Consider the following 24097-nt stretch of genomic DNA (forward strand, 5'->3'; position numbering starts at 1 on the left):
TTCGAACTCATTGCGTTCACTAACGATTGATAATCGCATCGCCAGTATCGTTAAGTTTATAGGTATCCAGTAAGCCCATTTTATTTAGTGGCCAATAAATAATATTGGCTTCACCAACAACACTCTCAATGTCGACAAAACCAAAATCACGTCCGTCTAGTGAATTTTGACGATTGTCTCCCATTACAAATATTTTTCCTTCTGGTACTGTTGTTGAACCAGTGATTTGTTCTAAAGTAAAATCACTGGTAAAGTTGCCGTTAAATTCATCTTGTTTCGCCTTTAAATAAGGTTCATCTAAAGCTTTCCCATTAAGAATCAATTGATCATTATTCACTTCGACAGTATCACCTGGCAAGCCGATAACACGCTTAACATACATTTTTTCTGGATTGTTCGGTGCGTTGATTATGACCACATCAAAGCGATCAACTTCTCCTAACTTCCACATAAATAATCGTTCTCTATCAGCTAAAGTATAATCCATCGAATGTCCATCGACCATGAACGGTTGTAAAGCCACTTGTTGGACTCCCCATACAATCGCAAAAACAATGGCAAAGGTAAATAAGGTACTCACAATTTCACGTAAGATTACTTTTATATCCATCTTAATTCCTCAAATCTAAATTAGTTTCTATATTATTTTAACTTGATTATGAGTTAAAATCAATCCAACTTATGACCGACTAATACTGTACAATCGAGCGTTATTTGATTAGACAACGATTGCACAAGCTGTTCCTTTTGTTCTTCACTCAGTTGCCACGCTAATGGTGTCATTTTTAATAAAGCTTGCTTACCTTGATAAGAAAGATGAACTTTATCATGAATGAGATAGCGGTGACAATCAGGAAAATGGTGTGTAAATACTTCTAAGACTTTGGAATTATCATAAACCGTTGGCTCTACTAAATGATATTGTGCTAGTGCTTCGCGCACTTCCACTAAATAATTCGCATTGGGAATGACTTTAATAACTAGGCCATGTGGCTTCAAAATTCGTTTGAATTCTTGATAATTAGCTGGCGAAAGTATTGAAAAAATAATCTCTGCTGTTTCATCTTGAATCGGTAAATTAGCTAAATCAGCAATTATTGAAAAAATCGCTCCATTATACTCTGTTGCCAATTGAATACCATCTTTTGCTAAATCTACCCCGATGAATGCGGTACTCTTAGGTAGATATTGTCGCATACGCATCAAATGACTCCCTTCACCACTTCCAGCATCTATTACTAATGTTGGTGCTTTAGTCAATTGAGTTGAAATAATCGTGTCAAATTGACGATGCAGCGCATCATATAAGGCAGTATTTTGAATGATGTGTCTTCTAGCGTTAAATAATTCCTTATCATACTTTGTTGGTGATAATTTCGTTTTTGATAAGTAATAATAACCTTGCTTAGCGCCGTCAAAGCGATGGTGATGAGGGCAAACAAAACTACTATCCTCTTGATGAAGAGGTAAACCGCAGTGAATGCAAGCACCCCAATCTTCAATTGGCCAACTGTGTAACCATTGTGTTGTTAATTGTTTTTTTGATAATTTCATTTGTTTTTCCTATCTTTATGTATGAAAAAGGGCCGGGACTCCCAGTCCTAGCCGTTTTTTCAACTATCTAATTTAGTCTTCTAAACCACGAACTTCACGAATAACATCCGCAATACGATGAACATAATTAGCACATTTTTCATCGGTAGAAGCTTCTGCCATTACCCGTAACAATGGTTCTGTTCCACTAGGACGAACTAAAATACGACCATCACCGTTCATTTCCGCTTCCACTTCATCAATCACCGCTTTGACAGCTGGTTCATCCATTACGGTATGCTTGTCACGCACACGAACATTCACTAATAATTGAGGAAAAATCGTTACTTCAGCAGCCAGTTCAGATAATGATTTACCTGTTTCTTTCATTACATATAGTAATTGAATGGCAGAAAGTAAACCATCACCAGTAGTATTTAAATCTAAAAAGACAATATGTCCAGATTGTTCCCCACCTAATGTATAGCCACCATTACGCATTTCTTCCACTACATAACGGTCACCCACAGCTGTTTTTAAAGCAACCATGCCGGCTTCTTCAACTGCTTTATGGAACCCAATATTACTCATAACAGTTGAAACAATGGTATCATGAGCTAAACGTCCTTTAGCTTTTAAGTGTTTACCACAGATGTACATAATTTTATCGCCATCCACAATCTCACCATTTTCATCAACAGCAATTAAACGGTCACCGTCGCCATCAAATGCTAAACCAACCATCGCTTTTTTCTCTTTAACAAAGTTTTGTAAAGCTTCTGGATGTGTCGATCCTACACCATCATTAATGTTAACACCATTTGGACGATCACCCATGGTATAAAATTCTGTTTCTAAATCAGCAAATAATTGACTGATTAATGGTGAAGTCGCACCATGAGCAGCATCAATACATACTGTAATCCCCGATAAGTCATTAGGAATTGTTGTTTGTAAAAATTGAATATATTTGCTTGATGCTTCATTAAATTCTTCTAAAGTTCCTAAGCCATCGCGACTTGGACGTGGCAAGGTATCTTCATCCGCATCTAATAAGGCTTCAATTTCTAACTCTTGATCATCTGATAATTTAAAACCATCCGCACCAAAGAATTTAATGCCATTATCTTGTGCGGGGTTATGAGAAGCACTAATCATAACACCTGCCACCGCACCTTGTGTGCGAGTTAAGTATGCAACCGCTGGCGTTGGTACGACTCCTAATTGCATTACCTCAATTCCAATTGATAATAATCCTGCAATTAAAGCATTTTCTAGTAATTGTCCTGAAATTCTTGTATCGCGCGCTACTAATACACGTGGATGCTCAATATTATCTGCGTGTTGACGTAATACATATCCACCAAAACGTCCTAATTTAAATGCTAATTCCGGTGTTAATTCCTCATTTGCGACACCGCGTACCCCATCAGTTCCAAAATATTTTCCCATTATATTGCTCCTTTTATCGCTATTATTCTATTTTATTCATTATTTGTACGATTACTTTGCGTTGTTTCTTCTTCTATTACTGTCGTTTGTTCATTCGTTGGTGATGTTTCAACGGGTGCTGTTGTTTCTTCCACTGAAGATGGTTGTGAAACAGTTGTTTCATTAGACTCTACATCGGTCTCCGTCTGCAGATTATTGACTGTGACGGTTACATCGACCGTCTCGGGTGAAACACTAATGCCATCTATTAGCTCAATGACACCTAACACATTACCACTCGTTACTAAGTCTGAAACATCTACAATCACATTCAAACTGTCAATATTCGCTATATTATCCCCGCTAATCGATACTGTCTGGATATTCGATAGTGTATAGTGATATTGAAAGCTTTCATTTTCACCAACCGGTACAATGTTTAAACCTACCGTTTTGGTCTTTTCTCTTAAATTGACCGTTGCTGTAATTTCCGTTTCTGATGGATTAACATCCAATGGATTACCATCCTTATCTAAAATTTGAACCCGATAATTTTTTGTAAAGGAGGTACTTTGTGGTTTATCCGCAAAAATTTGAATTAAAACGCGTGCTACCTTATTGATTTCATCGGCTGAACCCGACAAGGTTACTTCATTAACATTTAATTCAACGCTATCTATTTCAAAACCTGCTGCCAAAGTCCCATCAGCAATTTCATACTCAACTGGTTGCGTTAAAGTCTCTTTCGTAGAAATCGTGCCATAAAATAAATCGGGTGTCACTTTATAAACAATTGAATCGGGTAAACCAATTACTTCAAAACGAATTGATGAGACTCCTGCTTTTTTGCCAACTAAAGATTCTGTTTGAACGGTTATATCTTCTTCAGAAATTTGATTAATGATGTTTTTAGGACCACTTAATCGCACAGATACGGTTTCAGGCATCCCACTAACAAAAGTCCCTTCATCATGTTCACCTAAATGCACCGGTACGTTCGAGATGGTTACTATTGAATCGATACTCGCTGAATTATTATTCAATGCCAGAGAGGATAGTGAGTTATTTTCGTTCGCTACCGATACAAATAATACTAAGGCAAAGAATAATGAAATTAAGCCTACCATCCAATTATTATCAAATAAACTATTTTTCATTATTGATCACCTCTTTGAGAAAAACCATTCAGAAAGAACTCTTTGATTAGCATAGGTAGAGATTTTTCTTCATCATCTTCGTCATCAACGGTTAAATATTGGGTTAATAATTGATGCAGTTCCTCATTCGACACATCTCGATGGAGATGGTCTCGTTTGACCAATGAAATAGACCCTGTTTCTTCTGATACAATTAAAGTCAACGCATCGGTCACTTCCCCTAATCCTATCGCTGCACGATGCCGCGTCCCTAATTCTTTGGGTATTAATGTACTCTCTGAGAGAGGTAAATAACTTGAAGCTGATGCCACTCGATAATCAGATATGATTACCGCCCCATCATGTAAAGGGGTATTTGGAATAAAAATATTAATCAGCAATTGATTACTTACATAGGAATCCATTTCAATTCCGGTATTAATATACTCTTCCAAACTATCTTCTGCTTCAATCGATATTAACGCCCCGATTTTACGTTTTGACATATATTGCACTGATTTTTCTAAATCTGTGATTAACTTATCACTAGGATTTTGCATACTTTTACGATTACGGAATAAGTTTTTCCCTAAGCTTTCCAACGCTTTTCTAATTTCAGGTTGGAATAAAATAATCAAGGCTACTACTCCCCATGAAATTATTTGATTTAATAACCAGTCTATGGTCTGCAACCCCATCAATGAACTGAATGCTTTCGCAATAAAAACGATGGCTATTCCTTTTAATAAATTCATCATGCGAGTTCCTCGCGCCCATAAGAGAACTTGGTATATTAGAAACCAGACAATGACAATGTCTAAAATCTTAGCCAATGTTTGATTCCCCATATAACGTACTATCCAATCTACCAATCGCGTCACCGCCCCCTTAATTCTCGTTTAATTATATCACAAATCATTTCTTTGTGGAAAATTTGTGTAAAAAAAGACCGGTCAGTATTATTTTGAGCATCCTCCCAAGTTTAGACCAACATCTAAACACTTTGGGAGATTCACTTCCATTCTGTCCCGTCTTATATTATTAGCATATGACACATAGAAATGCCAATTTCTTAAACTAGTTGACATGCCAACCATCCTGCCATTTTCAGCCGCAGAGACGATCCTCTCCTATTTATTTCTCACTTAATCCTTCCGATTAATGATGATGCGAAGGATTGCGACGTAAAGAAAAATGCTCCGGTACTTCATCCCTACCGCCTTTGACAAACGGATGGCACCTTAAAATTCGAGCAATCCCCATCATAAGCCCTTTGAAAGCACCATGTTTTTCTACCGCTTGTAACATATAACTAGAACAAGTGGGATAATACCGACAAGAAGGTGGCTTCATAGGTGAAAGGTAAGTTTGATAGAATTGTACTAATTTAATAATGATTTGTTTCAATGATAATCGACTCCTAACCCCATAATGTGCTTGCAAAGCGAATAATCTCAGCCCAGGCATAAGTAAATACAAATAATGAAATAGGTCGACATAATAATACCAGTATGAAAAATCGTTTAAAAGTTAATTTCGACATTCCTGAAATCATACAGAATATATCATCAGGAAAAACTGGTAAAATAAACCCAATAATTATCAACCGCTCGAAAGCTTTGCTATCGCCTATTTTGCTGATATATTTTTCATATTGTTCATCAGAAATAAAGGCTTTAACTACCGATTCACCAAAACGTCTCCCTAGATAAAAATTGATGCTAGATCCTATCAACATTCCGGTAACATTACATAAAAAACCTAACCAGGTTCCGAAAACTAAGTTCCCGATGACATTCGTTAACCCCATCGGAATGATTGGATAAATGGTTTGCGTAATTTGTAGGAAGATAAACACGATAGGTCCAATAATCCCTAACTTTTCTAATAATTCATTAAATCCGCCGCCTGGTTTAAAAAAAGAAGACTGTGCAATAAAAAAGGAGGCGATAACGGTAAAAATAATGCCCATAATGGTCGTATATCGAATTAATGAGCGCTTTTTTTAAGTGAAATTAATGACATGCTGTACCCCTTATATTCAGTGTTAACGTAAGTATATCAATAAAAACGAGATGATGTTATCCGTCTCTAGTCTCAAATCTTTTAGTTTTAAGACCCTTCGACTGTTAAAACAATGAATGTTCCCCTTTTTTGTATTATAATAATCTCTATAATAAAAAAGGAGGTTTCCCCTATGCTTCATTATACACGCATTGAGAGCTTGAATAAAGCGATAAAAGAAAATCATTACACTGATTTAATAATTAGCAATCCAACGACAATAGCCTACTTAACCACCTATCAAAACTATGATCCCGGTGAGCGTTTATTTATTCTACACCTCAATGAAAAAGGGCATATCACCCTTTACCTCAACCGACTATTTCCAGAGCCATCCTCTCTTGCTATCGATTGTAATATCATTTGGTACCGTGATGGCGAAAACATTTTTGAAGAAATGGTCAAACATTTAAATAACAATGGCAAAATTGGTGTCGATAAAGATTGGCCGAGTCATTTCTTATTAAGCTTAATGGAACAAATGCCTCACGCTCAATTTAAGAATGGGAGTCCATTAAGTGATCGGCTACGTTCTATTAAATCGAATGAGGAGCAAGAAATGATGGCTGAAGCTTCTCGTTTGAACGATCACGCAATGGAATATCTCATTCAATTGGTGGCAAAAGGATTACCCGAGACTGAAATGGTTGCTTTATTAAAACAAAAATACCAGGAACTTAATTGTGATGGTTTTTCATTTGAACCTATTATTGCCTATGGTCCCAATGGCGCTGATCCTCATCACACCACGAATAATGACCAACCTAAAATTGGCGATAGTGTCGTGATTGATATTGGAAGCTTTTATCAAGGCTATGCTAGTGATATGACTCGTACTGTTTTTTATGGCGAACCAAGTAAAAAGGCTCGTGAAATTTATGAACTAGTTAAAAAAGCCAACCTAGCGGCCATCAACCAAGTTAGACCCGGTGTCACTTTCGCCTCTATTGACCAAGCGGCCCGTAAAGTCATTGAAGAGGCAGGTTATGGTCAATACTTTACCCATCGAACTGGCCATAGTATCGGAATCGAAGTCCACGAACCGGGTGATGTGGGGACTTTTAATCAAGATATCGTTGAAGTAGGCAATGTTTTCTCAATCGAGCCTGGTATCTATCTTCCCGGTGAATTAGGTGTTAGGATAGAAGACTTGGTCATTGTCACTGAAGAGGGCTGCCGTGTAATAAACAATGTCACTAAAGACCTCATCAGCTGTCAACCTTCACTCGCTTAATCTCTTATAAAAAAGTTACACTTCAATACTTAAGAAAACTTAAATCTTATGCGCTTGATAACGGATTATTTAATCGATACCGCTATTTAAACAATGACAAGCTTTATTGTCTATCGATTCAATCCTACTGACCAAGCGTGTTTTTTTATTGTTTTTATGTCACCTGTTATATTTATTGGGTTGACACAAAAAATGTTTTCGATTATTCTATCGTTATTAAGATAAAAAAGTCTAGTGGTAATAAGTCAAGAGAAAAATAAATTATTTTAGACTCGGCTTTTGATCATTTAGATGTTTAAGGGCGCACTAAATAAACACTCGTGAAATCGCGTTTTTTTCACGAACTTTATTAATAATTAGCTCTATTTTGTTCGTCTTTTATCTATGCAACACCTCCGGTGGCGTATAGAGTTGGTGATTGCGTAGTAGCACATCCACCAGACGCACTAATTTTCTTGCGGTTAAGACGAGGGCACGTTTGTGCTGATGTTTAGGTACTTCTTGGAATTTCTTATGATAGAACTGGGCATATTCAGGTAAATAACGTTTAACAGAGTTGGCAGCTTCAACTAGGTAATAACGCAAGAACCGATTGCCCCGATGAATCATCGGTGTGTTTTGGGACGAACGTTTTCCCGACTGATTTTCCTTCCAGGATAACCCGGCATACTTGGCGATTTTTGCTTGAGAATCAAAGCGTTCAATCTGTCCGATTTCAGCGATGATTCCAGCAGCATAGACCGGACCAATACCAGGAATAGAAGTTAAGCACTGATATTCTGGTAGGGTTTGAACAATATCTTCAATCCCTTTGTCGAGCTCTTTGATTGCTTTTTCAAGTGATCGAATCTCACGGACTAAGACAGCCAGCACGATATCAATGGATTGGGCATGGACCTTAGAGAGACGATAACTAGAACGAATGGCTTTTTGGATTGTTTTAGCTAAGTCTTCGGGTGCTTTGAAGCGTCCCCGTCCTAGTTTTTGAATTAATTGCCCAAGTTCTTCTAAAGGCATATTAGCCAGGTCATCCAGTGAATAGTCTTCGGTCATGAGTGAGATGACGGTAGCACTGAGGGCAGTCGTGGAATGCCCATCTTCCTTAAGATTCATCGAAAGCGTATTACATTTATAGTAAAGATTTTCTAGGAAGTGTTGCTTGACTGTGGTGAGTTGCTTGATTAATTGATAGCGAGACCGTGTAAGGTGCTGTAAGGCGATGTATTGGTCTTCCTTTAAGAAAGAGAGATTAAACCTTTGGATTCGCAAGTAATCAGCAATATAGAACGCATCTAAAGCATCGTTTTTATTTTCGGAGAAAACTTCACGATATTTCTTGATTTTGCTTGGTTCTTCAATTGTGACTACCACATTCAGCTCACTCAGCTCCGGGTCTTCTTTGAAGAAGTAACCGGGATGAAAGCTATAAGCTGATGTGGATTCCATGCCGATGACGATTCGATCAAAGTGATAGTCCTGATAAGCTTGAAGAATCCATTCTTTCAGTTCAGTGGCACCGTCGTGATCATTTTTAAAAGAACGTTCTAACAAAACAGAAAATTGTTCATCATCCGTTAAACAACAGACATCTAGCTTAGCTAGACTAACATCTAAACCGACATATAAGTTCATGTGAGGGACCTCCTTTCGATAATATTTGGAAATTGCTTGGTTACTGTGGGATATCCCAGGATACCATTGCCTATAACAGCCTCGCTTAATAGAATACTTATCACGCTGATTCAAGCTGCCACTCGCCTACTAGCGGGTGTGAACCAGGGTGGAAACAGCTAGTGTGTTGGTTGTGACATCAATGGTCTGGGTTACAGACTTAAGAAGTAGACAAAGCCACAGGAGTGAACAGCATATTCCCGTAAGTCCCTTTCCAAGACTTATTATCCTACAATATCTCACAGTAACCAAGCAATATAAAGGGACAATTGAACATTTTATGAATTGAAATGAGGCTGAGCTAGCGCGCTTCGCTTGCTTGCCATTGTCATCCTGTTCGATTTCTTCGAAATCGTCCAGTCTAACAACGGATAGCCCCTTATTTATGACAGAATGTTCGGTAAATCAAGAGAAACAGAGACGATCAGAAGGGTGTGAAATGACCTTCTAAATATATATTACGAGGAGTGAACCTCAATGTCAACACGACAAAAAGTGTTAGATTTTCTAATGGAGGCCGCACCTGAACCTATCTCTGGGCAGTTTATGGCTGATCATCTAGCATGTTCTCGAAATGCAATATGGAAAGCCATTGAACAATTACGCTCTGAAGGCTACCAAATTAATCAGCAAGGCCGAAAAGGATACGTTCTCGTTGATAGTGTCAATCACTTAGAATTAACTCAGCTAAAGCAACGTTTGGCGACGATTTGGCCCGAGTTAGCCATTACAATTGAAGAAAAGGTGAATTCAACTAATGACTTAGCTAAAATTCATGCCACTCAATCTCCCACGGTACCTGGATTATTTATTGCCACAGAACAGACAAAGGGGCGCGGGCGACATGGGCGTAGTTTTGTTTCATCTTTAGATCATGGTCTATATCTATCCTTAGTTTTTACCCCCAAAGTAGATTCTTTAAATGATATTACTTTGTATACCACACTAGCTGCTGCCGCCATGACCAAAGCAATCAGTCATTATACTGCTAGTCCTCTTGAAATCAAATGGGTCAATGACTTATTTTATCAAAATAAAAAAGTAGCAGGGATTCTATGTGAGTCGATGATTGATATAGAGTCACATCAAGTAAGTTCCATTATTATAGGAATTGGATTAAATTTAGCCGGCAACTTCGAACAGGAATCTGAAGAAATCAAACAAGTTGCCGGAACAATTTTCGGTGATGCTATCCCACCAAATTTTAATTATAATCAGATGTTAGCTCTGTTTATTGAGTACTTTTGTGAATATGAACAAAACATAGATAAACGGGAACATCTTGACTATTATCAAGAACGTTTGTTGGGACTGAATCAGAAAGTATCTTACCTACAAAATGGTCAAACACAAAGCGCGATTATTCGGGGAATCGATAAGGATGGCCATCTATTAGTCGAACATGATAATCGCAACATAGAAGCATTATTCGGATCTGAAATTCATTTTTCTAGTACACAATTTAGTAAGTAAAAAAAGGAGTTAATTTTATGAAAACAAGAGATATTACTTTAATGGCTGTTATGTTAGCTCTATTAATTATTTGTTCCCAAATTTCAATTCCAATGTGGCCAGTAGCCATCACTTTACAAACATTCGCCGTATTATTAATCGGTATGCTTTTAAGACCCCAAGAAGCTTTAATTGTAACCACATTTTATATGATTTTAGGATTAGTTGGGTTGCCCGTTTTTAGTGGTTTTTCTGGTGGGATTAACAGCTTTTTATCACCATCATTTGGCTTTATTATCAGCTTTATTCCGGCTTCGTATGTCACTTCATTGTTATCACGTAAATCAAACAGTTCATTAAAACAATTCATCATCGCAGGCATTGTAGCAACGATTGTGATATATGCGATTGGAGTACCTTACCTAGGCTTCATCCTCAATCAAGTTCTTAATTTATCTAAATCTGTTGCTCAAATTATGCAAATCGGTATGACACCATTTTTAATCGGTGATTCAATTAAATTAATCTTCGCTAGTTTAGTCGCTGTCAGATTAACTAAAATTGTGAGATTAAATTATAGACCACTATAATCCGGCCATTTTTATTAGCATTCAAATCGAACCTTCTTCATCATACGATGGCGAAGGTTTTTTATGATACAATAATTGAAAATAATTCACTATGAGGAGAATTGTATGAAAAACATTATATGCTGGCTTTGTTGGGCCTGGTCCATACTATTATTCATTCCAGTAACCATTGATGCCACCAACAACGAGCTAGTTGCTTGGGTCATTACGGACTTACACTACTTGTCTGAGCGCCTGCATGATAAGGACGGTGAAGCTTATCAACATATAAAAAAACGGGTGCCGGAAAAGACTTTGATTATGGTGCTGAACGTATGCAAGCTCTAACCCATGAAATTACTCAAGAAAAACCAGATGTTCTTATCATTTCAGGTGATCTCACCTTAAATGGGGAATACCAAAGTATGCTCGACCTAGCCGAATATTTTAAAAATATAGAAGCATTAGGAACCGACGTGTTTGTCATTCCTGGCAATCACGATATCGCAAGTGGTTGGGCCCGTGAATTTAAAGGAGAATCCTTTATCAAAACAAGGCAAGTCTTGGATCACGAATTTGCAACGATATTTGATGAGTTTGGCTATCAAAAAGCTATTAGCCGCGATTCAGATAGCCTAAGCTATGTAGCCGGTCTTAACCATAACTACTGGCTACTGATGCTTGATAGTAATCTATATAGTGATGTTGAAGGGGTTGGCGCTCCTAAAGTCAATGGCTTACTTAGCCAAACGACTCTCCAATGGATTGATAATATTTTTCAACTAGCACAAAACAAAAACAAGCGCATCATTCCCGTGATTCATCATAATACCATTACACATTATCAAGCTTTAGACAGTAACTATACTTTAGACAATGCCGATGAATTACGTGATATCTTATTTAAATATGGTACTCCCTTTACCTTAAGTGGGCATATTCATACTCAACATTATGCAACGATAGAGTCCGCTAATCACGAACTACTGACCGATATTGTAACGGGGGCATTTGCTTCATATCCATCCTACATCGGGAAAATATCCTTTACAAATAATGCGATTACTTACAAAGCAGAACCCTTAGCGATGACTGATTATGCTATTACCAACTCCATTATCAACCCGCAATTACGAGATTATGCAAACTACATGAAACATTTATTCGACGATAGTAGTCACAAAATGGCCTATGGCGAAATGATTGAAGGCGGTTGGTATCAAAAAAATGATCCACTATTAGAAGAAGTGGCACAATATGTCGCAGCACTTAATTTAGCTTTTTTGCAGGAAAACCAATCAATACTTTGGATTTACAAGACATTCCAAACATCGAAAAAATTCAACAGCTTATCGATGATAATGCAGCAAGTTTTTTCAAAGACTATCTTAAAATGATTCTCGATAATCAAACGGACTACACCAAAATACGTAATATACATTGGTAATCAACAGAGACATTTTCGAAATTTGCTGAACGCTCACAATTCGACTTTCAAAGAGGCTGGACAAAAACTTTGAAATTCTGTTCAGGCATATCCATTTAATTCAAAGCGCAGTGGTTGAGTGCTCTCAAACTGCGTCTTAGTGAGGTTAAAGATAAATTTGGTAAACTCAAACAAGCTATTGTTATTAAATTAAAAGCGCAGTAGTTGAGTGGTCTCAAACTGCGTCTTAATGAGGTTAAAGATAAATTTGGTAAACTCACAATCAAGTTATTGTTATTAAATTAAAAGCGCAGTGGTTGAGTGGTCTCAAACTGCGTCTTAACGAGGTTAGGCATAAACGTGATAAATTCAATCAAGTTATTGTTATTAAATTAAAAGCGCAGTGGTTGAGTGGTCTCAAACTGCGTCTTAACGACTTGTTTGAGGCCTACTCAACTGTGCGGGGGTAGGCCGACGAAGCGAAAATTATTTGATTTTCTACTTCTGGTCTACTCCCAACTGTGCGGGGGTAGGCCGACGAAGCGAAAATCATTCGATTTTCTACTTCTTGCCCACTCCCAAGGTAAACGGTATAATAACATTGTAGGTAAAAATTTTTAGGAGGCTGCATATGCAAATTAACATTTCATCCGTCATCCGATCTTTTGTCACTAGCGCCATTGAACAAGGTTGGGTTGATTCTTTAGACCGGATATACACCACTAATCGACTGATGTCTCTCATTCAAATCAATGAATTAGAAGAAGGTGTAAGTGATTCTAATGACTTACTTTCCTTAATGGATCAATTAACTCAATATGCCATTGAGCAGGGTATCATAGAAAATATCGGTTATCAACGAGAACAATTCGAAGCAGCTGTAATGGATTTATTGACACCATCTCCTTCACAACTTAACAATAAGTTTTGGGAGTTATATCAAAATAATCCTGCGGATGCAACGGATTATTTTTATGAACTCTCTAAAAGTAATGACTATATTAAAACTCGAAACATTGCCAAGAATATCCAATTTAACGCACCATACAAAAGTTATGGCAATTTAGATATTACCATTAACCTTTCGAAACCTGAGAAAGATCCAAAAGAAATTGCTTTAGCAAAAAATGCTAAACAATCTAATTATCCTTTATGTTTACTTTGTATGGAAAATGAAGGGTATCAAGGGCGAAATAATCACCCAGCCAGACAGCAACATCGTCTTGTTCGCTTAAATTTGAATGATCGTCACTATGGAATGCAATACTCGCCTTATGTTTATTACAATGAACATAGTATTTTTTTAAGTGAAGAGCATACCCCTATGAAAATCGACCGCAAAGCGATGGACAATTTATTAGCGATTGTTGAACAGTTACCACACTATTTTGCTGGTTCAAATGCTGATTTACCAATTGTAGGGGGATCAATTTTAGCCCATGACCATTATCAAGGGGGCCGTTATACCTTCCCTATGGAAAAAGCGAATGCCTATCAAACAATTAAATTGAACGCTTTTCCTTCCTTAAAAGTGGAATTAGTTGAATGGCCAATGTCCGTTATTCGTTTAAATGGTGCTAATCGTGAAGAAGTCGCAACTGCTGGGGAAGCATTACTTAACTTTTGGCGAAATTATTCTGATGAATCAGTCGATGTTCTGGCTTATACAGACGATACACCCCATAACACGGTAACACCTGTGGCTCGTCGTCGTAATAATAATTTTGAATTGGATATTGTCTTACGTAATAATCGAACTAACGAAGCACATCCGGATGGAATCTTCCACCCACATCAAGACGTCCAACATATCAAGAAAGAAAACATCGGACTAATAGAAGTGATGGGCTTAGCGATCTTACCGCCTCGTTTAGTCAATGAAATCGATAGTATCAAATCTTATTTATTAGACCAGGCAGACTTGAATCAAGTGGCTGAATATCACCAAACATGGGCAAAAGAATTAAAAAACAAAGAATATGATGAAACCACGATTGACCGCTTTATCGAACAAGCAATCACCAACAAATTTGGACGTGTGCTTGAAGATGCAGGTGTCTTTAAACAAGATGAATCTGGGCGTCAAGCCATGCTACGTTTTATCGATGCCTTTAATCAACAATAACTATCACTGAAATAAGACGCATACTATGATGAAAACTTTAAGCCAGTATCTTTTTATCTAGCTTATGAATTCAAAATAGTATGCGTCTTTTGCTTTTTAATTATATTAGAATGTCGCGCTATCGGGATCAGTCGCACCACTCATTCCCGTAAGATTTTGTAACACTAAGGAATCTTCTTCAGAAATCTCAATACCTTCTAATTCGAGATTTGATTGAATATTTTTGGGATTAGTCGATCGTGGTAAAGGGATACAACCGCGGTCAATAACCCAACGTAAGGCTAATTGCGCTGCCGTACAATCATATTTTTTAGCCATTTCTAGCACTGTTTCATGACTAAATAGTTCGCCCGCACCTAATGGACTATAAGCTTCTAATTCAATCTCATGTTGACGACAATAGTTAATTAATGCCTCAGGATAACAACCTGGTGCAATTTTAATTTGGTTTAATACCGGTTTAATACGCGCTGTTTTCAATAATTCTTCAATATGGTGCTCTAAGAAGTTAGAGATACCAATTGAACGAATTTTACCTGCCTCTACTAAATCTTCTAACGCACGCCAAGTCTCTGCGTTCGCTTCCTTCCACGCATTCTCACCTTTATCACGAACAGATTTTGGATTTGGCCAATGAATCAAAACTAAATCTAAATAATCCATTTTCAGCTTTTCCAAAGACGCTTCGATTGAACGTGTAGTATTATCGTAGCCTCTTACAGTATTGACTACTTTTGTGGTTACATATAATTGCTGACGATCAATGCCACTATCTAAAATAGCTTGCCCGACACTTGATTCATTTTGATACCCTTGTGCTGTGTCAATATGGCGATAACCTACTTCTAAAGCATATTTGACAGCATTGTACGCTTGTTCGCCTTCTTCTAAGCGCCAAGTACCAAATCCAATCATCGGAATCTTTGTCCCATTGTTTAAAGATAATTCTTTTTTCATCTGAACCCTCCTAAATATTAACGTTGTTAACTATATCATACAATAGATATTCTCTAAATGACAATATTTTATCTTCTATTTTTCATTTGAAATCTTGTACTCACTATGATAGATTAGATATTGATTAAAATAATATGAGAGTATGTTTATTTATACTTTTTTAGAAAGAAGAATGTGTATGGAATTATCTGAAATAACCCGTCCAGGTGTTGGACAATATATCAGTCACCCGGGAGCTTTAACTTTTTTAGACAGCTCCATTCAATTGTTTAAACAACCTTTAATTATTACTGGTGATAAAGCTTACCATGCTTTTAATAAATTCTATCCTCAAGGTCGTCGCTACTCTGTTTTATTCTATGACCAGAGTGCTTCCCATGAAAACATTGAAAGTTTAGTAAACAATGCCCCTTCAGGTACCGATCTTATTATTGGAGTCGGTGGTGGTAAAGCACTTGATACAGCAAAAGGCGTTGCTAACAAACTTCAAGTGGAGTATGTAATGATTCCAACTGTTCTTGGAACGTGTGCAGCCTGTACACCGTTAAGTGTTATTTATCACCCTGATCATACCTTTAAAACCGTTGACTACTACCCCAAAGCTGCTTTCTTAACGATTGTCGATACAGATTTATTAATAGAATCTCCACTAAAATATTTACAAAGTGGCATCGGCGATACCCTTGCAAAATGGTATGAAGCCATTGCCTTAGCAGAAAAATTACCGTTACCTTGGTCCACTAGCATTGCCCTTGGCCTTAGTAGCGCTCAATTATCTAGGGAAACTTTGTTAAATGATGGTGCTAAAGCGATCGAAAGTATACAATCTAAACAATTATCAGATGCGTTTCAACGAATTGTGGATTCTATATTATTAATCGCTGCCAGTGTAGGTGGCTTTGCTGGGTCATATGGACGAATCGCGGGGGCTCATGCTGTTCATAATGGTCTCACACTCCTACCTGAAACGGCTTCAATTGAACACGGAGTCAAAGTAGCTTATGGTATTTTGGTACAAATTGCTACATTAGGTAATCGCGAAGAACTGAATACCCTCTTACCTTTTTACCATGCCAATCATTTTCCAACTACTTTAAAACAACTTGGTGTGACGGAAGATTTACCTAACAAAATAAGTCAAGTTGCCACCTATGCCGCTTCAAATAATGAGAGTTTTATTTTAGCTAAACCAGATCTGACAGCAGATGATATTATAAAGGGGATGACCTATTTAGAAAATTTAGCGTCTCGTACTTAAACACAATTATTTTCATCGCTAAAACAAAAGTGGACTTAACCAATAGTCTTAGTAACCCTAGCAAAAGCCTTTAACTTGTGCTGGTTCATTACCACGACTCATGATTAAGTCCCTCTTTATTAATGTTGTTCAATTAACAGTTCTAATTCACCAATGCTTTCAACAAAATGAATCTTTTGTCGTTCTTTAGCGGTCATGAAGCCTTCCTTAACCATCGTATCAAAAAATATTTCTAAATGATTGTAGTAACCATGAATATTCATTAAATAGCACTCTTTGTTAATAAGATTTAGACGAATTAAACTGATGACCTCAGTAATTTCTTCTAGTGTGCCAGGTCCTCCCGGTAAAGCGACAAAAGCTTCTCCTAATTCAATCATCTTTATTTTTCTTTCAGACATGGTGTCTACTTCAATAAATTCGGTCAAATTAATATTGGCTACTTCTTTATTGATTAGAAAACTGGGCATGATCCCGATTGCTTGACCACCAGTGTTGATAACACTATTCGCTAGCACTCCCATCAACCCTTTATTACCTCCACCATAAATTAATTGATGTTGATGCATGGCAATAAAACGCCCCAAGTCACGAGCAAATTCTTCATAAATTGATTGATTACCAAAATTAGAGCCACAGTACACTGTAATATTCATCGCGATTAATTTCCTTCCAAAAATTCAATTTGTTGATTTTCTAAAGAGCCGATACGGCAAACTGAAAAGACCTCTAATCCTTTATCCATTAATTTTTGACGTCCATTTTGGAATGATTTTTCGATACAAATACCAACACCTGCTACTTGGGCCCCTGCTTGCTCTACTAAATCAACTAAACCAAGTGCTGCTTCGCCATTGGCTAGGAAATCATCAATAATTAAGACACGATCATTTTCGTTAATATATTTTTTTGAGATGATGACACGATTGGTTACATTTTTAGTATAGCTAAAAACATTGGTCTCATAAAAATCTTTATTTCCTAATGTTGATGGTTGTGTTTTTTTTGCGAATAACATCGGAACTTTAAAGTGTGCAGCCGTAATAATAGCTGGTGCAATCCCAGATGCTTCAATTGTTAGTACTTTGGTAATACCTTCTTGACGAAAATGATAATAGAAATCAATCGCAATTTCTTGCATGATTTCCGGATCGATTTGATGATTCATAAACGAATCTACTTTAATTACATTATTTGGTAAAATTATGCCATCTTTTAAGATGCGCTCTTTTAAATAACTCATTAATAACCCTCCATTTTTTAACATATCTATTATACCGAACCTTATCAACGATGCTATCATTTTTTATATATTTTAATATAAACAAAGTATAAATTTCTAATTATCTTTTTATATTTTCTTAAATGCTCGTAAAGCCTTATTCTATGTGCTTTCGAGTATTTTTACTGTAGGAAGATACTTCACGTTTCTTTGCATATTTCCTCATGTCTTAGCTGTCAGAAGTGGTAAATAAGTAGTAAATTCATTTGTACTACTAAGCAACAAGACGCTCCTGTTGCTTCTCTTTATTCAAGCGTTTCATTTCTGCCATTGCAGAATCGAATGTTGCATGTGCGTAATAGTTCAGCGTCATGGCTATATTAGCATGTCCCATAATGTACTGTAATGCCTTTGGATTCATTCCTGCATTTGCATAGTTGGTACAGAATGTATGTCGCAAACTATGTGGAGTGATGTGTGGCAATTTATCCTCGTTATACTTATTGTATTTCTTAACAAGACCTTTCATCATGCCGTTGTAATCACTTGCCACTTTTGGATAGTTCTTTCTATTAAGAAAGAGGAAATCACTATATCCATCAATCTCAACACGCTTATCATTCTTTCGATTCGCTAACACTCGCTTAAATGCTTGATAGGCTTCTTCAACCATAGGAACTTGACGTTCGCCACTTTTGGTCTTTGGTGTTTCAATGTAGTACCCAATTTCAGTATCTCTCAATAGCTGATGGTCTATATTGACAAGACGATTCTCAAAATCTAAATCTGGAAGTGTCAAACCACCAAACTCTGAAATACGAAGACCTGTTTTTAAGAGTATCAGAATTTCATCATAATTTTTGCTGTAGGTTTTATCAGCTTTTGCAAAGGCTAACAGTTTTTCTTCCTGTTCTTCTGTTAGTACGGTCTTAGGGACAGTATCATCATCAAGAACTGCTTTCAGTTGAAAGTCAAATGGATTCTTCCGAACACAATCATCTTGTATAGCAATATAGAATGAAGCCTTTAAAGAACGTTTGTAGTTATTGATGGTTTGATAAGCATAACCATTTTCACTCATTCTAATAGCCCATTCTTTAGCGTCTGATGGCTTAATACTGTCAATACTTCTTACACCTAACTTGTCTTTCTTCAAAATATCCATAAGATATTTGCGTCCAGTTTCAGTGTTTTTTCTAACCTTTGGTCTTTGAGCGTTCTGTTTTGCGTAAAGCTGGCAGAGTGTCATTTTCTTTCCTACAACATCAATACCATCATGAATGTCTTTCTGTAACTCTGCGATTTTCTCTCTAAGTGAGATACAATCACGCTTTCCTGCTGGTACTCGGTCTGTAGCCACAAGTTTCCACGAGTAAACAAATTGCGGTTCTCCAAATGAATCTATATATTTGTATAAGTATCTTCCGTCTTTTCGTTGGCTCTCTCCAGTCTTTAAGATTCGACCTTTATTGTCACGTCTTTTTTCTGACATGGCATTTGCTCCTTTCCTTTATGGAAAGAGCCTTGATACGACTTAATACTATTTTATCATATACAAGACCCTTTGGCGACGCTAGATTGCGTCCAATGTATCTATAATTTTTTCAAATTGTTTTCGTTTAATCTGAATACGATTGCCATTCATAATCAGCCAATTTGCATTTTTATTTTCCTCTGCCAAGCGTCGTAGCTTGTTTTCGCCAATACGAAAATATTTTGACGCTTCTTCAATGGTTAGGGTATAACGTTCCCAAATAGGAATGTCAGTCTGCTTCATAAAATCCTCCTTTCCAAATCACTTATTTGGATTTCATAAAAGTTGTTTTACCAGCAATCGAACAGCTTTAGCAAAGCTCACGGGAGTTCCACCCCTGCATGGTTCTCATGTAGCCATACTCATTGCCTGCGACGGTTTTATCACGCTCGGACTATTGACTGTATGGGAGTATCATTATCACGATAAGAATGTCGTTGCAGGCAATCCTGCTAAAGATTGCTTCTCGGATCACTAACATGAATCGCTCGCTATCTTTATAAGATAGGTCATGGCGGTTAGTTCCGTTGGCTCTTTTCTTATCGAAACGTATTCGATTACTTTTATTCAGTTTTCAAAGAACAATGGCTCGTTAGCCTATCAAAACACATTGAAAGCTCAATATGCTTTGGTGGAATAACAAACCTCCCTGTTCGGGAAGCGTGGAATGGTTTAGCACGCTTCCACGAAAGGAGAGAGGATATTACTTAATTTCAAATGACAAAATCTTTGTAATCAGTCTGGTTTCCATTCTTCCACGTAAGACTTCATCAACGACCATACTTTGATTGCCATATTCATCTTTCATAAGTCGTAGGGAACGCTTCGTTATGTACCCTCTGTAATGATGTAGAATCTGGTTAATCGCTTCGGTATCGCCATCTGTTGCCTTTACAATGAGAGGAAAGGGAATCATAGGATATTGTGTTTTCATTCTTCAAATTCCTCCATAAACTTTTTAATTAAGGCTAGTCCACTGGTTCTATGCCGATAGACAGTAGAACGGTTCAATTTCAACAGGTCTGCAATTTCTGAATCGCTCATGTCCATAAAGTAAAACAGCAGTAGAATTTCACGTTTCTTGTCTGGCAACTCACGTAATGCTTCACTCAACAAATCATTTTCAACGCCTACTGATAACCCATTGAGTGTAAAAATCTGAAAGTCAGTTGAATAGTTATCTGTTGTCGCAAACTGGCTAACAAGATAATCGCCAACATCCGAAAAGGACACCTCACGCTTTGCAATCCTTGAAAGATAAAGCATATAATTCTTTCGCTCGTCTTCCATAGCACGTTTACAGATATAGTCAAACTGATTTTCTATTGTGGTCTGAAAAGAAGATGGTTTCATGTTTCTCACCCCCTTTCTGTCTAGGAAAGGAAGTGAGCCTTGCTCGTTTATCTCCTTTCACTCTTAGTCCCAATGTGAAAGGGGGATTTGTTGCATTACTGATAAATAAACTTTGTAAAAAAGTTCTGAATAGCCAAAAAAGCATATAAACAGATTTATTTCTCTGTTTACATGCTTCTGTTATTCTATCTATATGATTTATAAAACCACATTGGTGGACGTACTTATCTATTGCAGATAGACGACTTTTTTGACAAGAACCCAATGTAAGGAAATTTATTGTATATGATGTACTTCATGGCGACGTTGACCTCCAACAAACCGCCATTTGGAAGTAATATACAATATTTTAACAGCGTAAATAGCACTACCATATAACGGTTTTTTTATTGGCGTTTAGTAGTGCTTTTTATTAAATATAAACCTATAAACCATATAACACGTTTTTCTATACCTGTTTTTAATTCAGTAGGAACAATAAAATGTATAGAGGTGGTCTACTATGCGTAAAAAAGAAGATAAATATGATTTTAGAGCCTTTGGTTTAGCCATTAAAGAAGCTCGATTGAAACGAGGTTTAACTCGTGAACAAGTGGGAGCATTGATTGAAATTGACCCACGGTACTTAACTAATATTGAAAATAAAGGGCAACACCCCAGCATACAAGTTCTTTATGACCTTGTATCGTTACTTCATGTTTCCGTTGATGAATTTTTCTTACCTGCTAATAACTTGGTAAAAAGCACCCGACGATTACAGATAGAGAAATACATGGATAGCTTTACAGACAAAGAACTATCCTTAATGGAATCTTTAGCCAGCGGTATCAACGAAGCAAGAAACATCGAAGACTAATTAAAAGAATCCATACATAACGGAAAGAGCCGATAAAATGAGATTGTATTAATCTCATTTTATCGGCTCTGCGTCTTTGCGTCTGGCTCTGTAATCACAGTTACTTTGAACTGCTTTATTTCAATTAAATTTTCTTGTCTGCATTTCGGACAATAGAGGGGGAATTTTTTTAATTCAGTATCTTCCCTTATCTTTAATCGTGTTTTATTTCCACATAAAGGACACAATATCCACTTGTAGTTTATAATAACTATCTCCTCCTTTACACTTTAATTCAAATCTTTATTAAAAAATATTTCATCTTATTTAACAAGAAACCATATTTATATAACAACATAAAATACACTAAGTTATTTTATTGAACATATATCGTACTTTATCTATCCGACTATTTGGACGACGGGGCTGGCAAACAGGTTCACCGGTAGTAACATGGTACCCTTTTAACTCTGTTAAACAAACACTACGTCCATTTGTAAAGAAAGTTAAATCACTACGATATTCTTGAATACACCGAGCAGGGATTTCTCCACTAAGAATGACCTCATTATTTTTCAATTGAGTGTCTACGATGTTCGCACAATATTTAGGAGCATCGTTGTATGCTCGTGAAAGATATTCCTGTGGCGCATAAATTTTAAAACTAAGATATGGCTCTAACAATTCTGTTCCAGCTTTTTTTAAGACTTGTTCCAATACAATAGGAGCAAGCATCCGAAAATCTGCTGGGGTACTAACAGGGCTATAGTATAAGCCATACTTAAAACAGATTTTACAATCCGTCACATTCCAACCATATAATCCTTGTTCGCAACCATAGCGTATCCCTTCCATAACTGCATTTTGAAATGATTGATTTAAGTATCCAAGAGAAACCGAGCTCTCATACTGCATTCCACTTCCCAACGGAAGCGGTGATACAGATAAACCAATGGAAGCCCAGAAAGGATTTGGCGGCACTTCGATGTGAATGGTATATTCTGCATTTTTTAACGGTCTCTCCATATAAATGACTGTAGGCTCTTTTAGTTCTATCTCCACATGATACTTTTCTTGCAACAGTGCACTAATCACTTCCATTTGTACTTTCCCTAAGAAAGAAAGTATAATTTCATGTGTCGTAGAATCCACGTAATATCGTAGAAGCGGATCACTATCTGAGATTTCCAAAAGGGCATCAAGCAACATTTCTCTCTGTTCAGGTTTACTCGGTTCAACAGTTGTTTGTAGTAGAGGGTGCGGATTTTCAATCTTTTTTCTCTGTGGCAATAGTTTTGTATCTCCAAGAACACTATTTAACTTCAAAAACTCATTTTGCAAAATAACAATTTCTCCAGAATAAGCTCTATCAATCTTACATAATTCACCATTTATTGAAGTATACATTTCTGTAACTTTTATTTTTTCTTTTTCTGATACTCTAACCGAATCTCGTAAATGTAGTACTCCACTATAAAGGCGTATATATGCAAGACGTTGTCTTTTTTTGTATATTCAATTTTGAAAACATTTCCGCAAAGTTCAGACGGACCTCGATGTGTTGATGAATAAAATTTATTCGTAATCACTTCTATAAGGTTATCAATCCCTATATTGTTTTTTGCACTTCCGTGATAAACAGGGAACAGGGAACAATTATGAAATCTTATGCTTTCCTCTTGTTCGAGTTCCAATGCTTCTAATGATTTACCGGACATATATTTCTCTAAAAGGTCATCGTTTCCCTCTATTACCGTATCCCATTGTTCAGATTCGGTAAAGTTCGTCACACACATATTAGGATACAGTTCTACCTTCTGTTTGATTACAATTTCGGCAGAAAGTTTCTCTTTAATATCCTGATAAACCGTTGATAAATCAATTCCATTTTGGTCAATCTTATTGATAAAAAAGATTGTGGGAATCCCCATTTTCCTAAGTGCATGAAATAATATACGAGTTTGTGCTTGTACGCCATCTTTTGCAGAAATCAGTAGAATTGCCCCATCTAAAACTGATAATGAACGATATACTTCTGCTAAGAAATCCATATGTCCTGGCGTGTCTATGATGTTCACCTTCGTATTTTCCCACTGAAAAGAGGTTATTCCTGTCTGAATTGTAATTCCTCTCTGACGTTCTAAAAGCGTATTATCCGTCCTCGTTGTACCTTTGTCCACGCTTCCTAATTCTGTAATCGCTCCACTGTTATATAATAAGCTTTCTGTTAAGGTAGTTTTTCCTGCATCAACATGAGCTAAAACTCCAATATTAATAATTTTCATGTGATTTTCCTC

The 24097-nt window shown here is 36.8% G+C and carries 26 protein-coding genes and 1 pseudogene; 10 read left to right on the plus strand and 17 right to left on the minus strand.

The features are described from left to right. Positions 1–19: 19 nt before the first annotated feature. From lepB to LB888_RS04095, 7 genes are all read right to left on the minus strand, one after another. Positions 20–610 (minus strand): signal peptidase I, encoded by a 591-nt coding sequence (gene lepB / locus LB888_RS04065; RefSeq protein ID WP_078755499.1) that lies wholly within the window; start codon positions 608–610, stop codon positions 20–22. A 59-nt stretch (positions 611–669) separates the two neighbouring features. Continuing rightward, on the minus strand, positions 670–1554 hold the full coding sequence (locus LB888_RS04070; RefSeq protein ID WP_318753718.1) for a methyltransferase domain-containing protein: 885 nt from the start codon (positions 1552–1554) through the stop codon (positions 670–672). A gap of 72 nt (positions 1555–1626) precedes the next feature. Further along, complete coding sequence (gene glmM / locus LB888_RS04075; protein WP_276647395.1) at positions 1627–2985, minus strand: phosphoglucosamine mutase; 1359 nt, start codon at positions 2983–2985, stop codon at positions 1627–1629. Between the two features lie 32 nt (positions 2986–3017). Beyond that, positions 3018–4121 (minus strand): YbbR-like domain-containing protein, encoded by a 1104-nt coding sequence (locus LB888_RS04080; protein ID WP_318753719.1) that lies wholly within the window; start codon positions 4119–4121, stop codon positions 3018–3020. Continuing rightward, positions 4121–4972, minus strand: a complete 852-nt coding sequence (gene cdaA / locus LB888_RS04085; protein WP_276647391.1) for a diadenylate cyclase CdaA — start codon at positions 4970–4972, stop codon at positions 4121–4123. The genes LB888_RS04080 and cdaA overlap by 1 nt, the downstream gene beginning before the upstream one ends. Before the next feature lie 286 nt (positions 4973–5258). Next, complete coding sequence (gene yidD, locus LB888_RS04090; RefSeq protein WP_276647389.1) at positions 5259–5507, minus strand: membrane protein insertion efficiency factor YidD; 249 nt, start codon at positions 5505–5507, stop codon at positions 5259–5261. 13 nt (positions 5508–5520) lie between these two features. After that, positions 5521–6072: a TVP38/TMEM64 family protein gene (locus LB888_RS04095; RefSeq protein ID WP_318753720.1), complete on the minus strand. Its 552-nt coding sequence runs from the start codon at positions 6070–6072 to the stop codon at positions 5521–5523. 225 nt (positions 6073–6297) lie between these two features. On the opposite strand from LB888_RS04095, the gene LB888_RS04100 reads away from it, so the two are divergent. Beyond that, complete coding sequence (locus LB888_RS04100; RefSeq protein WP_318753721.1) at positions 6298–7398, plus strand: Xaa-Pro peptidase family protein; 1101 nt, start codon at positions 6298–6300, stop codon at positions 7396–7398. Positions 7399–7776: 378 nt separating this feature from the next. Here the strand turns inward: LB888_RS04100 and LB888_RS04105 are convergent, their stop codons facing one another. Further along, positions 7777–9030, minus strand: a complete 1254-nt coding sequence (locus tag LB888_RS04105) for an IS110 family transposase (RefSeq protein ID WP_318752279.1) — start codon at positions 9028–9030, stop codon at positions 7777–7779. Between the two features lie 516 nt (positions 9031–9546). Here LB888_RS04105 and LB888_RS04110 point away from each other — a divergent pair. From LB888_RS04110 to galT, 6 genes are all read left to right on the plus strand, one after another. After that, positions 9547–10542, plus strand: a complete 996-nt coding sequence (locus tag LB888_RS04110) for a biotin--[acetyl-CoA-carboxylase] ligase (protein ID WP_078755492.1) — start codon at positions 9547–9549, stop codon at positions 10540–10542. A gap of 17 nt (positions 10543–10559) precedes the next feature. Then, positions 10560–11111, plus strand: a complete 552-nt coding sequence (locus LB888_RS04115) for a biotin transporter BioY (protein WP_318753722.1) — start codon at positions 10560–10562, stop codon at positions 11109–11111. A 105-nt stretch (positions 11112–11216) separates the two neighbouring features. Beyond that, positions 11217–11438, plus strand: coding sequence for a hypothetical protein (locus LB888_RS04120; RefSeq protein ID WP_318753723.1), 222 nt, complete (start codon positions 11217–11219; stop codon positions 11436–11438). Further along, positions 11426–12487, plus strand: coding sequence for a metallophosphoesterase (locus tag LB888_RS04125; RefSeq protein ID WP_318753724.1), 1062 nt, complete (start codon positions 11426–11428; stop codon positions 12485–12487). The genes LB888_RS04120 and LB888_RS04125 overlap by 13 nt, the downstream gene beginning before the upstream one ends. A gap of 346 nt (positions 12488–12833) precedes the next feature. Beyond that, positions 12834–12986, plus strand: coding sequence for a hypothetical protein (locus LB888_RS04130; RefSeq protein ID WP_318753725.1), 153 nt, complete (start codon positions 12834–12836; stop codon positions 12984–12986). A 167-nt stretch (positions 12987–13153) separates the two neighbouring features. Continuing rightward, positions 13154–14641: a UDP-glucose--hexose-1-phosphate uridylyltransferase gene (gene galT, locus LB888_RS04135; protein WP_318753952.1), complete on the plus strand. Its 1488-nt coding sequence runs from the start codon at positions 13154–13156 to the stop codon at positions 14639–14641. Positions 14642–14746: 105 nt separating this feature from the next. On the opposite strand, the gene LB888_RS04140 is transcribed toward galT, so the two are convergent. Continuing rightward, positions 14747–15598, minus strand: coding sequence for an aldo/keto reductase (locus tag LB888_RS04140; protein ID WP_311920566.1), 852 nt, complete (start codon positions 15596–15598; stop codon positions 14747–14749). A 178-nt stretch (positions 15599–15776) separates the two neighbouring features. On the opposite strand from LB888_RS04140, the gene LB888_RS04145 reads away from it, so the two are divergent. Continuing rightward, on the plus strand, positions 15777–16856 hold the full coding sequence (locus LB888_RS04145; RefSeq protein ID WP_318753726.1) for an iron-containing alcohol dehydrogenase family protein: 1080 nt from the start codon (positions 15777–15779) through the stop codon (positions 16854–16856). Between the two features lie 119 nt (positions 16857–16975). Here LB888_RS04145 and LB888_RS04150 read toward each other — a convergent pair whose 3' ends face one another. The 4 genes from LB888_RS04150 to LB888_RS04165 all read right to left on the minus strand — a co-directional run bounded on the left by LB888_RS04150 (position 16976) and on the right by LB888_RS04165 (position 19855). Next, positions 16976–17512, minus strand: a complete 537-nt coding sequence (locus LB888_RS04150) for a TIGR00730 family Rossman fold protein (protein WP_318753727.1) — start codon at positions 17510–17512, stop codon at positions 16976–16978. 5 nt (positions 17513–17517) lie between these two features. Beyond that, positions 17518–18099: a xanthine phosphoribosyltransferase gene (locus LB888_RS04155; RefSeq protein ID WP_318753728.1), complete on the minus strand. Its 582-nt coding sequence runs from the start codon at positions 18097–18099 to the stop codon at positions 17518–17520. A gap of 253 nt (positions 18100–18352) precedes the next feature. Then, positions 18353–19570 (minus strand): tyrosine-type recombinase/integrase, encoded by a 1218-nt coding sequence (locus LB888_RS04160; RefSeq protein WP_001291561.1) that lies wholly within the window; start codon positions 19568–19570, stop codon positions 18353–18355. 81 nt (positions 19571–19651) lie between these two features. Then, positions 19652–19855, minus strand: coding sequence for an excisionase (locus LB888_RS04165; protein WP_000814511.1), 204 nt, complete (start codon positions 19853–19855; stop codon positions 19652–19654). Between LB888_RS04165 and LB888_RS04170 the strand changes: the two genes are divergently transcribed. After that, positions 19839–20090: a hypothetical protein gene (locus tag LB888_RS04170; RefSeq protein ID WP_001845478.1), complete on the plus strand. Its 252-nt coding sequence runs from the start codon at positions 19839–19841 to the stop codon at positions 20088–20090. The genes LB888_RS04165 and LB888_RS04170 overlap by 17 nt on opposite strands. Positions 20091–20315: 225 nt before the next feature. On the opposite strand, the gene LB888_RS04175 is transcribed toward LB888_RS04170, so the two are convergent. Together LB888_RS04175 and LB888_RS04180 are read right to left on the minus strand one after the other, a co-directional pair. Next, the gene (locus LB888_RS04175; protein WP_000857133.1) at positions 20316–20546 is read right to left on the minus strand and encodes a helix-turn-helix domain-containing protein; all 231 of its coding nucleotides are present in this window, start codon (positions 20544–20546) and stop codon (positions 20316–20318) included. Then, the gene (locus LB888_RS04180) at positions 20543–20965 is read right to left on the minus strand and encodes a sigma-70 family RNA polymerase sigma factor (protein ID WP_000804885.1); all 423 of its coding nucleotides are present in this window, start codon (positions 20963–20965) and stop codon (positions 20543–20545) included. Before LB888_RS04180 ends, LB888_RS04175 begins: the two co-directional genes overlap by 4 nt. A 502-nt stretch (positions 20966–21467) precedes the next feature. Here LB888_RS04180 and LB888_RS04185 point away from each other — a divergent pair. Continuing rightward, positions 21468–21821: a helix-turn-helix transcriptional regulator gene (locus LB888_RS04185; RefSeq protein WP_001227347.1), complete on the plus strand. Its 354-nt coding sequence runs from the start codon at positions 21468–21470 to the stop codon at positions 21819–21821. 59 nt (positions 21822–21880) lie between these two features. On the opposite strand, the gene LB888_RS04190 is transcribed toward LB888_RS04185, so the two are convergent. Continuing rightward, positions 21881–22048 (minus strand): cysteine-rich KTR domain-containing protein, encoded by a 168-nt coding sequence (locus LB888_RS04190; protein ID WP_318753730.1) that lies wholly within the window; start codon positions 22046–22048, stop codon positions 21881–21883. A gap of 118 nt (positions 22049–22166) precedes the next feature. Further along, a pseudogene (gene tet(M) / locus LB888_RS04195) lies at positions 22167–24085 on the minus strand (tetracycline resistance ribosomal protection protein Tet(M)). Positions 24086–24097 lie beyond the last annotated feature (12 nt).

It is taken from the genome of Globicatella sp. PHS-GS-PNBC-21-1553 (assembly GCF_033564055.1).
In the GTDB taxonomy this organism is placed as follows: domain Bacteria; phylum Bacillota; class Bacilli; order Lactobacillales; family Aerococcaceae; genus Globicatella; species Globicatella sulfidifaciens.